The sequence below is a fragment of the Amycolatopsis sp. MJM2582 genome, from assembly GCF_000754115.1.
Lineage (GTDB): Bacteria > Actinomycetota > Actinomycetes > Mycobacteriales > Pseudonocardiaceae > Amycolatopsis > Amycolatopsis japonica.
Genome location: NZ_JPLW01000006.1, coordinates 45,103 through 60,843, shown reverse-complemented (window position 1 = coordinate 60,843; position 15,741 = coordinate 45,103). Strand labels below are relative to the sequence as shown.

The following is a 15,741-nucleotide window of genomic DNA, read 5'->3' as shown; positions in this document are numbered from 1 at the left end:
TCGTCAGGCCGTCGGGCGACGGGCGCCGACGTAGTTGTTCTGCAGCGGCGACACCTTGACGACGTCACCGGTGGTCGGCGCGTGCACCATCATGCCGTTGCCGACGTACATGCCGACGTGCGAGACCGGCGAGTTGTAGAACACCAGGTCGCCCGGCTGGAGCTGCGACCTCTGCACCGGGGCGCCGAAGGTCGACTGCTGACGGCTGGACCGCGGCAGGGTCAGACCGGCCTGCTTGTACGCCCAGAGCATCAGACCGGAGCAGTCGAAGGACGACGGTCCGGTGTCACCCCAGCCGTACGGGCTGCCGAGCTTGCTCTTCGCGGCCGCGAGGGCCGCCGCCGCGGCGGGACCCGGGGCGGGCAGGTTGGGGAACGCGCCGCCCTTGTCCTTCTGGGCGTTGCGATCCGAGGCGCTCAGGTTGCCGCCGGCCCGCTCGATCTCCTTGAGCTGGTCGTTCAGCGTCTTCTGGCGCGCCTCGATGTCCGTGGTCAGCTTGGCGGCCGTGTCACGGGCGGCGGTGGCCGTGTTCTGGGCGTCCGCCGCCTGCTTGGCCGCGGCCGCGGCCTGGGCGACGGCACCGCTCAGGTTGGTCAGAGCGGTGTTCTTGTTCGCGGCGAGGACCTCGAGTGCCGAGGAACGCTCCAGGAAGTCCTGGGTCGACGCGCCCGACAGCAGCGACGACAGCTTGTTCAGCTGCACACCGCTGGTGAAGGAGGCACCGGCGAACTTGTTCACCTCGGCCTGGAAGGTCTTCTCGTCACCGGCCGCCTTGATACCGAGCTCCTTGGCGGCGGCGGCGTCGGCGGTCGCCTTGTCGAGCTCACCCTGCTTCGCGGCGAGGTCGTCCTTCGCCTTGAGGAGGTCTTCGTTCGCCTTCTCGGCCTGTGCCGCGAGGTCGCGGTACTTGGCGAGGGCGTCCGAACCGGACGGGGGCTGCTGGAGGGCGGGGCCTGGGGCAGCGGTGGCTGAAGGCTGGGCCACTGTCACCGCGGTGATCACCGCGGCCGCGGCCAAAGCTCCTGACACCACGCGCTTGACTGGATGCGACTGCACGGTCGCGCGTGTCTCCTTTGCTGTCGGCCACCGACTCGGAACCCGGGACGAAGAGGTCGGGGGCCCTCTTCCGCGAAGCCGCGACGCCGACCGTGAGGTCCGCGCGGTTCCCCGCGTTTCCCGCCTCGCGCCTGGCCGAGTGCTATCGCAACAGGTTTGGCGCGTGGCTGGTTCCGGTGCAGCTCCCCGACAAAGCTGCCTCAGTGGCGATCCCGTGTCGCCGTCTGGCGACGACTTCCGGCCACGAGATCTCGGACAGGTTACGAAACCACGGGCACCGCGTCCACCATGGCAAGCGCAAAAACTCTCCGTGATGCGCCGAAACACCTTCGGACCAGCATGAGCGGAAAGGTGTGACGGGCGTTACAACCTGGGGCCGATCACGACTACCTACCGTTCACCCGATCGGATCGACCACTCGTCGAATACCCCGGTCGAGGCGTGTCCTCAGGCCGTTTTCCGGCGCTCCTGCTCCACGATCTCGACCATCCGGAGGCGCGGGACCATCCCGGCTTCGGCGAGCGCGTCGACCGCTTTCCGCTCGTCGGCGTCCCATTCGAGCGCGAGCGGCGCGCCGAGGAGGACGCTGACGACGCAGTCATGACATGCGTCACCGCGGACCGCGCACCGGTCGCAATCGATGACGAGCGTCTCTATGTCGGCTATATCGGCGATGGCCTTGTCGTCCATCTCGGGCTCCTCACTTTCAGTGGTGAGGTGCACATTAAGAGCGACCACCGACAGTTTCGGGCCTCATGCGTGGCAAGGAGCCTGCCCGGATGTCATGAAAGGGCCGTTCAAGACGAAAAACGTCCTGAACGGCCCTTTCATGACATCCGGAAGCGCTACACCCGGCTGAGCCGCGACACCAGCACCGCCGACGGCACCGGATGCGCGCCCTTGCCCCGCACCGAATCCGCCACCGCCCGGTCCGTGCTCGCGACCACCATCGGCCGCCCCGGCGGCTCGGCCGCGACGAGGGACCGGATGACGTCGTCCGCGAGCACGCCGCGTTCGGAGAACAGCACCCGCACCCCGCGCGGCACCGCGGCGGGCACGGAAAGCACGCCGGCGCCGTCGAACACGACGGTCACTTCGGCCGAAGTCCGCGCGGCGAGTGCGGAAAGCTGATGGATCAGCCTGTCCCGCTGGTCGGAGAGCGCCAGCTCCGGATAACCGGTCTTCGTGACGTTGTAGCCGTCGACGATCAAATGCACGTTGGGCAGCGCGAGATGCCGGTCGAGCGCGGTGACGTCCTGGATCTTGCCGCCCGCCCCCAGACCCGACGTCGCGCCGCGCACCATGTCAGCCGGACGCTGCCCCCGCGCGCTCACCGAAAGTTCGCGGCGGAGCCCGCCGACCGCGCCTTCGATCGTGTCCAGCAGCAACTCGAGCCTGACCTCGTCGGCCTGACGCGCCTCACGCGCCGACTGACGGGCGATCTCCGCATCCGTGACGGCCTTTTCCGCCCGCGCCCGCTCTGTCGCGACGCGCTGCCTCTCACGGTCCAACTGCGCCTTCAGCGCCTTGATCTCTTCGGCGCTCTCGGCACCTCCGCTCTCCAGCCGAGCGTGCGCCTCGGCGACGGCGTCCTTCGCCTGGCGCAGCTGGACACCTTGTTCCCGCAGGCGCTTCAAGAGCTTTTCGACCTCGGCGTCGCGTTCGCCCCGCGCGCTACCGGCGATCTCCTTGGCTTCACGCAGTTCTTCGCGCGCCTGGGCGAGTTCCGCTTCGAGCCGCTGGTTGCGCGCCAGCGCGGCGTCGCGTTCGGCACGCAACGCCGTCTCCTCGGCGTTCTTCGCCACCAGCCGGACCCGTCCGGCCGCGCCCGCCTCGCCGAGCAGCACGGCGGCGGCCGCGGCGGCGACGGAATCGGGGGCGTTCGGGTCGAGGGCGTCCTTGCGGTGGTCACGCAGCCATTCGGTGACCGCGACCCGGAACTGCGAAGACTCCCCCAACGCGGTGAGCAGCGCCGTCCCGCCGAGTTTCGCGCGTTTCGCCGGGGCGAACTTCGCGACCGGGCGCAGCTGCCTCGGCACGTCGGCGACCGGCAGTTTGCCGACGGCGGCGGCCGCCAGCTCGGCGATCCGCTCCCGCACGGTCTCCGGCAGGGCGGTCCAGCCTTCGGCGGGCACCTCTTCGGACGGCTCCGGCGCACCCGCCGACGCCACGACACCCGAGGGGCCGCCGGTGGCGTCCTCGGGCGATTCGGGCACTGCGGGCTGCGGTTGCATCGCTCCAGCGTAGGCCCCCTGGCCTCGGGGCGCGCTCGATGGGACGGCGTGCGCGCATCCTGGGATTGTCGGTGCCCGCCCCTACTGTGCCCGACCATGGACACCGGACGGCGGCCCGGCGCGGCGCAACTCGCCTTCGACGAGCTGGGAACTCCTTTGCGGGACATCACGTTCGTCGTATTCGACCTGGAGACCACCGGCACGAAACCCGGCCCGGACGGGATCACCGAGATCGGCGCGGTCAAGATCCGCGCGGGCGAGGTCGTCGGCGAGTTCGCCACCTTCGTCAACCCGGGGATGCCGATCCCGCCGCAGATCGTCGAGCTCACCGGCATCACCGGGGCGATGGTCTACGACGCTCCCCGGATCGAGCGCGTGCTCCCCGCGTTCCTCGAATTCATCTCCGGTGCCGTGCTCGTGGCGCACAACGCCGCCTTCGACACCGGATTCATGCGCGCGGCCTGCGAGGGCCACGGTTACCACTGGCCCAAGACGGCCGTCGTCTGCACGGTCCGGCTCGCCCGCCGGGTCATCTCCCGCGACGAGACGCCCAGCTACCGGCTTTCCGCGCTGGCGGCGTTGTTCGGAGCGCGCACGACGCCCAACCACCGCGCGCTCGCCGACGCGCGCGCCACCGTCGACGTCCTGCACGCCCTGCTCGAACGGGTGGGCAATCTCGGCGTCCACACCCTCGAAGAGCTGCTGGACTACCTGCCAGAGGTGACCGCGGCCCAGCGCCGCAAACGGTCGCTGGCCGAACATCTGCCGTCGAGGCCCGGCGTCTATCTCTTCCGCGGCCCGAGCGACGAGGTCCTCTACGTCGGCACGTCGTCCGATCTGCGCCGCCGGGTCCGGCAGTACTTCACCGGTTCGGAGAGCCGTGGCCGGATCCGGGAGATGGTCGCGCTGGCCGAGCGGGTCGACGCGGTGGAATGCGCGCACGCGCTCGAAGCCGCCGTCCGTGAGCTCCGGCTGATCGCCGCCCACCGCCCCATGTACAACCGCCGTTCCAAGAACCCACGGCACGCGTGGTGGGTCGCGCTGACCGAGGAGGCGTTCCCTCGCCTTTCGGTGGTCCGCATGCCGCGAGACGGGATGCTGGGGCCCTTCCGCACCCAGACCGACGCCCGGTCCGCCGCGGACACCCTCGCCGGCGCCTCCGGGCTGCGGACGTGCACCCAGCGCATCTCGGCGACCGCGCCGAACGGGACGCCCTGTGTCCTCGCCGAGCTCGGCCGCTGCGGAGCGCCGTGCGCCGGGCTGCAGACGGTCGAGGCGTACCGGCCGGGAGTGCTGGCGGTGTCCGGTCTCATCGCCGGTACGGACGGGCGTCCGCTGCGGGCCGCCGCCGACCAGCTGGCCCGGCTCGCCGCGGCGGAACACTACGAGCAGGCCGCCCAGCATCGCGATCAGCTGGCCGGGCTGATCCGCGCGGTCGGCCGGGCGCACCGGCAGTCGGCGCTGGCGGGTATCCCGGAGCTGATCGCCGCCGGTCCGGACGGGAACGGCGGCTGGGAACTGGCGGTGATCCGGCACGGCAGGCTCGCGTCGGCGGGGGTCGCGCGGCGCGGGGTGCCGCCGATGCCGGTCGTCGAGATGCTCGTGGCCTCGGCGGAGACGGTCATCCCGGGGCCCGGCCCGCTCTTCGGCGCGATCCCGGAGGAGATCGGCATCCTCCTGCGCTGGCTGACCCGTCCGGGTGTCCGGCTCGTGCGCACGACGCATCCCTGGGCGGAGCCCGCCGCGGTGGCGGGTGGCTGGCAGGAGTGGCTCGACCTGGCGGCGAGCGCGACGGCGCTGGAACGGGTGGCGGGCTAGGATTCGCACACCGGATTCATTGACGTAGGAGGCGCTGTAGTGATCACCGCGATCGTGTTGATCCAGGTCGAGGCCGATGCCATCCCCGAGGCGGCGCAGGCGATCGCGGACATCGAGGGTGTCCGCGAGGTCTACTCCTGCGCGGGTGACGTCGACCTGGTCGCTTCGGTCCGGGTCACGGCCCACGAAGACCTCGCGGATCTGATCCCGGCGAAGATCGGCAAGGTGCCCGGCGTGCTGAACACCGTCACGCATATCGCGTTCCGCTCGTACTCGAAGGCCGACAAGGAGTCCGCGTTCGACATCGGCGTCGAAGGAGCTTGAGGACAAACAAGAACCCCGCCCCGTCGGTGACTTTTTAACCTTCGGGGTGCATCTTGCGCAAACCGCCCATTCGCGGTTAGCTGGGTTCAGAATCGGAATTTCACTGGGGGAATTCCGGTACTGGGGATTCCGGGGTATGTACCGATGATCGATCCGTCATGGGATCGCGGCGATCGCCGCCACATTCACTCCACACGAGCCACCGCATCGCCCGTCGGCGGAAGCTGCTCGCCGATCCATCTCCGAAGCCGCCGGATACGCGGCCACTGACGAAGCCCGAACCCTTTCCCGGTGACTGAAACAGTCGCCGGGAAAGCGCTGGCGTTTTCCCGACAAGGATTCGAAGAACTTCGAATTCATCGCCGGCTCCGGTCTTGATTCCGGATGCCGTTGCCACCGACACCTTTCCCGGCATCGTCCGGGAAGGGTACCCGTTAATTCAACCTGCACCGAAGCTGACTGGGGGCTTGGAGTGTACAAGCGTATTTTGTCCTGCGCGCTTTGCGCCGCGGCGTTGTTCTCCGGGACGGTCGCCGTTCCGGCGGGGTTCGCCGCCGAAACCGGAGTACACGCCACGGCCGTGGCGATGACACCCGGCGAGATCGCCCGCTGGGAGGTCCTGACCCACGCCAGGTACAGCGTCCACAGCACGGTGAAGACGGACGCGTGGACCGCTCTGCTCAGCGAAGACCCGGAGGCGGCGTCCATCGAGTTCCTCCGCTATCCGGGCGGCGGGCTCGAATACGCCACACAGCGGGCGCTCAACCGCGACGAAGGCAACAAGCGCTTCCTCCGGCGACTGCTGGAGACCCACCTCCGGGCCTACTCACCGGAGGTCTACGACGCGGCGAACCACCATTTGACGGCGACCGCGTCCAAACGGGAACAGTTCTGCCACGGTGGCGGTTACGAAGCCGCGAAGGCGCGGGATCAGAAGTTCCGCGCCGACCTTGGCGAGCAGAAGCGCGCCCTCGTCGAGGAGGACCGCCGATACGTGCGGATGCTCGCCGAGCGGGATCCGGGTACCCAGGTGAGATTCGCCGCCGCCTACGCGGTCCGCGAGGGATCGACCGACGACGATCTGACGGATTTCTTCGCCTGGGGCTGGGCACAGGGCGCGCGGCTGGACATCGAGTCGTTCCGCGAAGAGATGCTGCGTGAGAACCGCCAGTGGCAACTGACGATCACCCAGCTGATCGTCGACGCCGAAGCCGCCGAAAAGGCCGCGCGGGAAATCGAAGGCGAAGCCGGCAAGGAGGCCCGTGACCGGGCCGCGGCCGCCTGGCGCAAGGTCGGGACCGAGGTTTCGCCGGTGCGGTCGAAATGGGAAGAGGCGAGGGACTTCGCCCAGCGGCAGGCGGAAACCTGGCACGCCATCCTGCTCGCCGCGCAGCAGGCCGCCCAGAACCCCAACTGGAAGGCGATCATCGACCCCGCGAAGACGGTGGAAGGCGACTGGACGGACAACCGGTCCCTCTCCGGCGAAAACGTCGAGTACTGGGAGTCGTTGCTGCGGAAGGCCCTCGAAGGCGAGCAGCGGATCAAGAACCCGAGCTGATCATTCCGCCGTCCGGTTTCCCGCGGCGGCTTCCTCTCGAGAATAGGTGACTGGGGTATGCGAAGAACGTCCATGTCAAGGCCATGGCTCAGCCGTGGCATAGCGGCGGCCGCCGTCGCCGCCGTGTTCGCGGGGCTGGTCGGCGCACCGGCGGGTGCGGCCGAAACACCACCCGGACAGGGGGTGCCGCCCGCCGTCCCGACCGCGGAACCCGATATCGGGTCGACCACGGTTCCCCCGGCGTCACAGCGGGACAAGGTGCTGGCGGTCGAGGCGATCGAGGTCGGCGAGGCGACCGACGATTGGCTGCGGTTGTCCGACAAGAACTTCGTCTTCAAGGTCTACGAGAAGATCAGCATCGACGCCTTCCCCCGCACCAAGGCGGAAGCGTCACGGATCTACGGTCTCACCGTCGCCGACGCCTCGGCGTTCATCCGGACCGGTATCCACGAATTCGTCCAGCGCGATCATGACGAGAAGATCCTCCGCGACATCGAACGGCGGGACCGGATCGGCGCGCGGATGAAGGCGCTGGAGAACGCCCGCATCATCCCGTTGGACCCCGTGCTGCTCGACCTCACCGACCGGAACTTCGTCTTCCAGGTCGCCAGCCGGGCCAAGAGCGGCTCCAAGGTCCAGAGCGGCGCGATGACCGCGTACAAGGGCGACGCCGCCGCTTGGAAGACCTTCATCGAGGTCACCATCCTCGACCTCGCCGAGCAGGACATCATCGAACACCTGGAACGCCTCCGGCAGGAGAACGCCGAGAAGGCGGCCCGGGAAGAGCGTGACATCAAGCGGCGCACCGCCGTCGCCGAGATTCCGGCCACCTTCCAGAACGTCTGGCTGGACGCCGAGGACGACGTCTTCGTCCGTGAGCTGCTGCGGCTGCCCGAACTGGCCAACCCGGCGAACATCGAGGTCAAGGACGCGGCGGAGCGCGCCTCCCGCAGCACGGATCCGGCGGCGTGGAAGGCGTTCATCGACACCGGGCTCAAGGCGGCGGCCGGCCGCGACAAGGCCCGGCGTGAAGCGCAGGAAGACCAGGCCAACCGGGACGCCGTGCGGCAGCTCAAGGTCCGCGCGGAGAACAGCGGGCTCCGGCCGCGGCTCGTCGCGGCCGCCAACGCGGCGCTGGCGGGCAACCGCGACGCGGTGGTCACGTTCCTGCGCACGGGCCAGTACGAGGTACTGACCCAGTCGTTCGGGACCTACACCCCCGGCGTCCGGGGCTGGCACGTCCACACCGGCGGGGGCGACGCGTGGATCACCACCGGGAACCCCGGCACCGACGGAACCAAGCCGTTGCCGTACGCGACCTGGAAGGTGGCGAGCGGGCTGGCCGATCCGCTGTGTTACTCGCTGGAGTCCACCGACCGCGCCGGGAACTACCTGCGGCAGCAGGATCTGCGGGTCAAACTGCACGGCAACGACGGCACCGACCAGTTCAAGAAGGACGCCACCTGGTGCCCGCGGCGCAACGGCGGCGAGGTCCAGCTGGAGTCGAAGGCGCACCCGGGCCGGATCCTGCGGCATATCGACGCGCAGCTCTGGATCGCCCAGCAGGGTGGCGGGAACTGGTTCGACACGGACCGGCTCTTCACCGAGGACTCGAACTGGCGGGTGGTCGCACCGAATCCCGAGGTGTCGACGCCGCTGATGCTGGACTGGTTCAACAACGACGGCCTGCGCGGGCTCGCCGGTAATCCGAAGGCCGCGGAGATCTACGACGCGGGTGTCCGGTTCCGCGAATTCACCAACGGCCGCCTGTACTGGGGCCCGGAGACCGGCGCGAAGTTCATCACCGGCGAGATCCTCACCCGGTACCTGAGCCTCGGCGGGCACAAGTGGTTGCTGCCGAGTACCGACCAGGTGAACGGGACCAACCGGTCGATGATCAATTTCCACGGCCACAACATGGCGATCTACTGGACGCCGTCGACCGGGGCCAAATTCGTGATGGGTTCCATTCGCGACAGGTGGAATTCGCTCGGCGCGGAAAACGGCAGGCTCGGTTTCCCGACCAGCGACGAGTTCACCATCCCCATCGGACGGCAAAGCAATTTCGAGCACGGCTACATGACCTGGAACTCCAGCACTTACGAAATCCTCGTGTTCATGACCGTCAACTGACCGAGTTCGTCCTGCTCCGGCCGGGGGCCCGGGAAACGCTCCAGGGCCCCCGGCCGGCCTTTTTCGCCCGAACAGAGGTATGTGAAATGCGAAGATCACTGATCGTCGGCAGACGACCGGCCGGACGTGTCGCCGTGCTGACCGCCGCGACCGTGCTGTGCGGCCTGATCACCCCGGCCATCGGGTACGCCGCTCCCCCGGCGCCGCCGAGCCCGACCGTCGAGGCGCCCGCCCCGTCCGTCCCCGAGGCATCGGTTCCCCGTGAAAGCCCGGACGCCGCGGCGGCCGAACTGCCGAGCGCGACCGAAACCGAAAAGGTACGCGCGGTTTTCGAGATCGAAGTCGGTGAAGCCACCAAGGAATGGCGCGAGGCCACCGACATGAATTTCGTCTTCAAGGTCTACGACAAGATCGACGCGACGAACTTCCCGGTCACCAAGGCCGAGGCCTACCGCGTCTACAAGGTCATGCTCGACAACAACGCCGCCCCCGACGCCACGGCGTTCATCCGCACCGGCGTCTTCGATTTCGCCGCCCGCGACCGCGTCGAACGACAGCGTCGCCAGGAGGCCTGGGACCGCACCGTCCAGCTGCGCCGGGAGATCCTGATCGACGCCGACATCGTCGGTTTCGACGACGTCATGCTCAACGACAACGATCAGATGTTCATCTACAAGGTGTACCAGAAGGCGAGGCCGGAACAGCCGAAACTCAAGCAGGGCGCGTTCGACGCGTTCGGCGGTGACGCGGCGGTCTGGAAGGACTTCATCGAGAACAAGATCCGGGCTCTGAATCACCAGGATCAGCTCGACTACCTCGACCGGTTGAACCAGGAGAACCAGGAGGCCGCCCGCAGGGAAGCCGCCAGGATGGCGAAGAAGGACGCCTGCGACAAGGTTCCCGTCATCGCCGTCGCGGCCTGGCTCGACCTCGCCGACGACGACTTCATCCGCGAGCTGCTCAAGACCCCGGAACTCGCCGACCCCGCGCACCGCGAGATCAAGAACGCGGCCACCGTCGCCCTCACCGGCCTGCCCGCCGACTGGAACGCCTACATCAGGACCGGGGTCGCCGAGGCCCGTGCGAGGGACGACGCCAGGATCCTGCGCGAACGGGAGGAGGCCGACCGCCAGAAGGTCCGCGACATCAAGGCCAAGGCCGACGCCAGCAGGCTCCGTCCCCGGCTCGCCGCGGCCGCGGCCGACGTCGCCGCGAACGGGACCTGGGACCAGGTCAAGGACTTCCTCGCCAAGGGGCAGTACACCGTGCTGGAACAGGCGTTCGCCGGCGTCACCGCCGGACGGCGGGGCTGGCACGTCCGCAGTGCCGGCGGCGATGCCTGGGCCACCCCGGGAACCCAGCCGTCGAATGTCGTCACCGCACCACTGGGCGACGCCACCTGGAAGATCGTCCCCGGGCTCGCCGACCCGAACTGCTTCTCGCTGGAATCGGCCACCCGGGTCGGCAGCTACCTGCGCATCGCGCCCAACCTGCGGGTCCAGCTGGCCGGCAACGACGGCACCGACGGCTACAAACTCAACGCCACCTGGTGCGCCAAGGCGGGCAGGGACGGCAATCCGACCAACGTGACGCTGGAGGCGAAGGCGTATCCGGGCCGCTACCTGCGGCAGTACTGGGGCGAGCTCTGGGCGGCCAACGGCCAGAGCAAGGAGAACAACTTCGACACCGACGGCAACTTCGCCGCCGACATCAGCTGGATTCCCGTCGGCCCCAACCCTTCGATCACCACGAAGATCGACGAGCGCTGGCTCAACGAGGACTGGTGGGGCTGGAACGGCCTCGGCCCGCAGACCCAGCCGGAAAACATCTTGAACGGCATCCGGTACAAACGCTTCCAGAAGGGTGGCGCCTTCTGGTCGGCACAACACGGCGTGGTCCGGATATTGGACCCGCTGCTCAACAAGTACCTCGAATCCGGTGGCCGGAACATTCCGGGATTCATCCCCAGCGGGGACACGGGATATCTGCCCGACGGGAAGGGCATGCGCAACCTGTTCGCCGGCCCCAGAGGCATCTGGTACCACCCGGACATCGGCCCGAAGCTGATCTATGGAGCCATTTTCGATCGGTGGGCGGCACTGCAATACGAACGAAGCAGGCTCGGTTATCCCACTTCCGACGAAATGGATTTCCCCGGTGTGCCCGGTAAACGCGTGAGCTACTTCCAGCACGGAAGGATCGAACACACCGCCGCCGAAGGCGCGAAAGAGTACTACAACTGACAAGCCCGAGGTGCCTGCCGGTTCGACCGGCAGGCACCGATTTCTGGGGGTTCTGATGTCGAGAACGAGATATCTGCTGAGAACGTTCCTTGTCTTCTTGGCCACCGCCGTACTCGCCGGGCTGATTCAACCGGCGCCCGCGGTCGCGGCCGACGATCCACCACCGACCACGCCGCCACCGACGTCCCCGGCCCGTCCCCTACCGGAAGACCCGTACCGCAACTGGGACGGCCGATCGGGCGTACCCGCCCTGGTGGGCAGTCCCGTCGTCCGGCAGATCATCGCCGATCACGCCGAGCTGGCCGAGGAGCCCGAAGTACGTGAGGCCGCGCGCGCGGCGCTCGACGCGGGCACCGAAGCCGCATTGCACGAATTCCTCGAAACCGGCCTCGACGCCGCCAAGGCGAGGGCCGCGGCGCGGGAAGCCGAGACCGCGCGCCAGAACCGGGCCGCCATCCAGGCGATGGCGGGCACCGGCGGGCCGATCTTCAACGCCGAGGTCCAGCGGGTGCTCGCGGGAAGCGATACCGACCGCGAGCAGTTCCTCGCCTACGGCAAGGAGATCGCGAGGGAACGCGACGCACAGGTCGCGGCGGGCGGCCAGGCACGCGCGGAGGAGCTGCGCGCCAGGGTCACGGCACTGATCGGCGTCGCCGGGCACCACGTGAAGACGGCGGCGCAGGCCGCGCTCGACGCGGGTGACGCGGCCATCGCCGAGTTCCTGAACACCGGGTACCTCGCCGCGGCGAAACGTGACGCCGAAGAGCGGGAGAAGCAGATCCGTGACCAGGAAGCAGCGGCACGGGCCGCCGAGCAGCTGAGCGACCTCGCCAAGCGGGCCGTCCGGGCGATGAACGCGCGGCGGAACCTGATGGTGGCGCACGGGGACGCGCTGCGCGCGCTCCAGCGGATCGCGAACGCGATGGTGCTCGCGGGGAACGAAGCCCGTAAGGCCAAGCAGATCCTGGACGCGAACGACGCGGCGGGCAACCACCCGCCCGACTCCTTCGCCTTGGTCAAGGCCGAGGCCGCCCGTCAGGTCGGCAACGCCCGCAACGCCGCGGCCGATGCCGTACGCGCGGCCGAGCAGGCGGGCGTCCAGGCCGCCGAACTGGTCGCCGTCGGACTCCCCTACGGCACTCAGTGGGCCGACATGGCGAGAGGTATGAGCGCGGCCGGGCAGGCGGCGGTCCACGCCTCGGAGACCGCACAGCACGCGATCGACGCCACCGAAGCCACCGACCAGGCGCGCAACGCCCAGGAACGCGCCGAGAAACACGCCGAGCAGGCTCGCCAATGGGGTCTGCACGCCGAAGAACACGCGACCGCTGCCGCCCAGGTGGCCGAGGCCGCGCGAGTGCAGGCGGTGGCGGCCAAGGACGCGGCCGTCCGGGCCAAACAGGCTCGCGAAGCGGCCGAAGCCGCGGCCAACGCCGCCAGGGCCTCGGCCGAACGCACCCGCGCGCATCGCGAAGAAGCGGAACGGCAGCGGGACAGGGCGAAGAACGCCCGCAGGGTCGCCGAGGCCGAACGCGCCAACGCGGCCGCCGCCCGTCAGCGTGCCGACCAAGCGGCCGCGGAAGCGCGTCGTCACCGCGGCGAAGCCCAGCGCCAAGCCGGTATCGCCAACGACTCCAACCTCCGCGCGCAGGAGCAGGAACGGCTTGCCGGGGAAGCCGAACAGCGGGCGGTGGGCGAAGAAGGGAAGGCGAGAGCCGCTCGCGACGCCGCCTTCACCGCGGAACGGCTGAAGCAGACCGCGCAGGCGAAGGCGGAAGCGCTGAACGCGGCCGAAGCCGCCGCACGGGGCACCGCGGCGGAGACCGACGCGAAGAACGCCGCCGCCGCGGCACGGAACGAGGCCAACAACGCGACCGCCGCGGCCACCGCGGCCCGCGACGCCGCCGACCGGGCGACCGGCGCCGCCGTGGTCGCGAGGCAAGCGGCGGGCGAAGCTACCCGAGCGGCGGCACGGGCCCGCGCCGCGGCTCAGGAAGCCCGTGCCGCCGCCTCCGCGGCCAACCACGCGGCCAACCGGGCCGAGGCCTCGGCGGCGGAGACCCATCACCACGCCACCCAGGCCAACGTCAAGGCGACCGAGGCGACCGCCGAGGAGACCAAGGCGGCCGAGGCGGCACGGAACGCGGTTCAGCTCGCGGAACAGGCGGCGGGCGAGGCGATGCGTTCGCTGATGGCGGCGGAGCGTACCCGCGCCGAGGCCGACGCGGCCTTCACCGAGTCGGTCTCCGCGGCCACTCAAGCGGATATCGCCCTGCGGGCGTCCACCGCCGCGCGGGCGTCGTCGAGCGCGATCACCGATCCGGCCAACCGGGCGATCACCGTCGTCGCGCCGTACGCGGGTTCGGACCTCGACGCCGATTTCGTCATCCTGGTCGCCAACCAGGCCAGGGCGGTCGGAGCCGAGCAGGCGCAAGCGGCCCGCGACCGTGCCACCGAAGCGAGGCTGGCAGCGGATCGGGCCGCCGAAGCCGCTGCTCGGGCGCAGAAAGAGGTCAAACCCGCGTTCGAAGCGGCGGCGCGGGCAGCGGCATCAGCCGCCGCCGCGGCGAACTCGGCGGCCGAAGCGCAGGAAGCGGCGGCCGCGGCCGCGGCCGAAGGCGCGCTGGCCCGTGCCGCGGGCGAGCGGGCGAACGCGTCGGACGCGGCCGCTCGTGCGGACGCGCAAACCGCGCGTGGGGCGGCCAACGAGGCCAACGCCGACGCCGCCATCGCCGGCCGGAACGCCGCCGCGGCGGAACGCGAGGCACAGGCGGCGAGGGACTCGGCGTCGCGTGCCGAGCGGGACGCTCAAATCGCCAGGGACGCGGCGACCGCCGCGGAAGCCTCGGCGGCGGAAGCCAGGGCCGCGGCCGACCGGGCCGAAGAACACGCGCGCAACGCGGCCGCCGCCGCGGAACGGGCACGGCAGAGCGCGACCGAAGCCCAGCAAGCCGCCGACCGCGCGGAAGACCAGCAACGCAAGGAAGAAGAGGAGGCGAGACGCCGCGCGGCGGAGGAGACGGGCGCCGGGCTGCCCGATCTGACCCAGGAAGAAATCGCCATGCTCTCGGCGACCGAATTCGGGCGGATGCTGCTGGACGAGTACCGCCAGGCCGCAGAGCAGTCCAAGAACGGCGGCAGTGTGACGTCGTTCCTGCTGGAGATCGGGGCCGAAGTCCTGCTGGAGGTGATCGGCTGGCGTGACGCGGAGCGGTGCTTCGGCGAAGGCAACATCGAGGCCTGCATTTGGACCGTGGTCAACGTCGCGTCGATCGTCGTCGTCTTCCTGAAGCTGCCCAAGGTGGCTTCGGCGGTCGTGAAGATCATCCAGAACATTTCCAAGTTCCTGAACAAGTCCGCGATCTTCCGCAAGGTCGCGGACAAGGTCAAACCGCTCTTCAACGCCATCCGCAAATGGTGCAACCGGATCAGCCAGGTACCGGCCACCGCGAAAACCGCGGACATCCCCGATTTCACCTGCGGGCTCGTGGATCACGGTGACAACGGGGGAACGTTGCCGAGTATCGCGCTCGACTACCGGATCGGAAACGGCTACGGAACCAGCCGGAACGTTGCCGTCGCCTATCTCCCCGGCTACAAGGACCCGAACGGGAAGCTCCCCGACGGCTACGTGGCGGGCAACAGCAACGACGCCGGCCGCCACTCCGAGCAGCACATCGTCGAGCAGGTCATCGAGCAGGGTTTCGACCCCAAGAACATCAAGGGCCTCTACAGCGAACGCGAACCGTGCCCCGACTGCAAACGGGACTGGGTCAGCAAGATGGCGCCCGATCTCAAGACGTCGTTCTCGGTACCGTGGACCGGTGATCCCGAGATCGACAAGATCTACAAGGGGAGCCTGATCGACATGATCAAGAAGTCCTACAAGAGACGCGGCCTCTTCCCCGGTGCGGCGACGGCCGCCGAAGCGGAACAGCGCGTCTTGGTGGGCAGCGGAGCAGGTGGATGACCTCGCTCCGCCGCGTCCACCCCGCCGAGCAGGAACGGCTGTTCGCTCTGGGCGACCGGACCGAAGCCGCGTTGCGGATGGCGGGAGTCCCGGTGATCGTCGAGCCCGATCCGGACGATCACCGGGACGCCGGAGGTGCCGTGATCGAGGTGGACGTCTTCGAGGGCTCCTGCGGGGTCTGGGTCGACTGGGTGGTGGCGAGGCCTTGGCGTGACGAGGCCTTCCGGCTCCTGGTGGCGGGCGACAAGGAGAATCCCCAGGTGCGACGGCAGATCGCCGTCCACGCGGCGATGCGGACGGCGCTCACCGCCGTCCTCACCGCCGCGGGCCTGACCGTCGTCCCGAGCGACGACGACATGCGTCCCCTGGAGCTCAAGGTCACCGGCTGACCCTTCAACGTGTGAA

General features: G+C 69.3%; 10 protein-coding genes. 7 read left to right on the top strand and 3 right to left on the bottom strand.

Features of this window, described 5'->3' with window-relative positions; translation table 11 throughout:
* Positions 1-3: 3 nt before the first annotated feature.
* The 3 genes from ED92_RS31490 to ED92_RS31480 all read right to left on the bottom strand — a co-directional run bounded on the left by ED92_RS31490 (position 4) and on the right by ED92_RS31480 (position 3,290).
* Positions 4-1,056: an NlpC/P60 family protein gene (locus tag ED92_RS31490; protein ID WP_200882765.1), complete on the bottom strand. Its 1,053-nt coding sequence runs from the start codon at positions 1,054-1,056 to the stop codon at positions 4-6.
* 447 nt (positions 1,057-1,503) lie between these two features.
* Positions 1,504-1,746: a hypothetical protein gene (locus ED92_RS31485; protein ID WP_037344759.1), complete on the bottom strand. Its 243-nt coding sequence runs from the start codon at positions 1,744-1,746 to the stop codon at positions 1,504-1,506.
* Between the two features lie 155 nt (positions 1,747-1,901).
* On the bottom strand, positions 1,902-3,290 hold the full coding sequence (locus tag ED92_RS31480; RefSeq protein ID WP_037344756.1) for an NYN domain-containing protein: 1,389 nt from the start codon (positions 3,288-3,290) through the stop codon (positions 1,902-1,904).
* Between the two features lie 96 nt (positions 3,291-3,386).
* Here ED92_RS31480 and ED92_RS31475 point away from each other — a divergent pair, with 96 nt between their 5' ends.
* The 7 genes from ED92_RS31475 to ED92_RS31445 all read left to right on the top strand — a co-directional run bounded on the left by ED92_RS31475 (position 3,387) and on the right by ED92_RS31445 (position 15,725).
* Entirely contained in the window at positions 3,387-5,108 is a 1,722-nt protein-coding gene (locus ED92_RS31475) for a DEDD exonuclease domain-containing protein (protein WP_037344754.1), read from the top strand.
* Between the two features lie 39 nt (positions 5,109-5,147).
* The gene (locus ED92_RS31470) at positions 5,148-5,432 is read left to right on the top strand and encodes an Lrp/AsnC family transcriptional regulator (protein ID WP_037344753.1); all 285 of its coding nucleotides are present in this window, start codon (positions 5,148-5,150) and stop codon (positions 5,430-5,432) included.
* 472 nt (positions 5,433-5,904) lie between these two features.
* Complete coding sequence (locus ED92_RS31465) at positions 5,905-6,990, top strand: hypothetical protein (protein WP_052120973.1); 1,086 nt, start codon at positions 5,905-5,907, stop codon at positions 6,988-6,990.
* Positions 6,991-7,062: 72 nt separating this feature from the next.
* On the top strand, positions 7,063-9,123 hold the full coding sequence (locus ED92_RS31460) for an AbfB domain-containing protein (protein WP_161791126.1): 2,061 nt from the start codon (positions 7,063-7,065) through the stop codon (positions 9,121-9,123).
* 86 nt (positions 9,124-9,209) lie between these two features.
* A complete protein-coding gene (locus tag ED92_RS41470) occupies positions 9,210-11,366 on the top strand; it encodes an AbfB domain-containing protein (protein WP_052120971.1) in 2,157 nt (718 codons plus the stop codon).
* A gap of 55 nt (positions 11,367-11,421) precedes the next feature.
* Complete coding sequence (locus tag ED92_RS31450) at positions 11,422-15,336, top strand: nucleic acid/nucleotide deaminase domain-containing protein (RefSeq protein WP_235213405.1); 3,915 nt, start codon at positions 11,422-11,424, stop codon at positions 15,334-15,336.
* Positions 15,333-15,725: a hypothetical protein gene (locus ED92_RS31445; RefSeq protein ID WP_052120970.1), complete on the top strand. Its 393-nt coding sequence runs from the start codon at positions 15,333-15,335 to the stop codon at positions 15,723-15,725. The genes ED92_RS31450 and ED92_RS31445 overlap by 4 nt, the downstream gene beginning before the upstream one ends.
* Positions 15,726-15,741: the final 16 nt, after the last annotated feature.

Bases quoted from the DNA above. Each gene is read 5' to 3' on its own strand.
- ED92_RS31450 (WP_235213405.1), top strand. From the start codon at position 11,422: ATGTCGAGAACGAGATATCTGCTGAGAACGTTCCTTGTCTTCTTGGCC.
- ED92_RS31460 (WP_161791126.1), top strand. From the start codon at position 7,063: ATGTCAAGGCCATGGCTCAGCCGTGGCATAGCGGCGGCCGCCGTCGCC.
- ED92_RS31445 (WP_052120970.1), top strand. From the start codon at position 15,333: ATGACCTCGCTCCGCCGCGTCCACCCCGCCGAGCAGGAACGGCTGTTC.
- ED92_RS31485 (WP_037344759.1), bottom strand. From the start codon at position 1,746: ATGGACGACAAGGCCATCGCCGATATAGCCGACATAGAGACGCTCGTC.
- ED92_RS31480 (WP_037344756.1), bottom strand. From the start codon at position 3,290: ATGCAACCGCAGCCCGCAGTGCCCGAATCGCCCGAGGACGCCACCGGC.
- ED92_RS41470 (WP_052120971.1), top strand. From the start codon at position 9,210: ATGCGAAGATCACTGATCGTCGGCAGACGACCGGCCGGACGTGTCGCC.
- ED92_RS31475 (WP_037344754.1), top strand. From the start codon at position 3,387: ATGGACACCGGACGGCGGCCCGGCGCGGCGCAACTCGCCTTCGACGAG.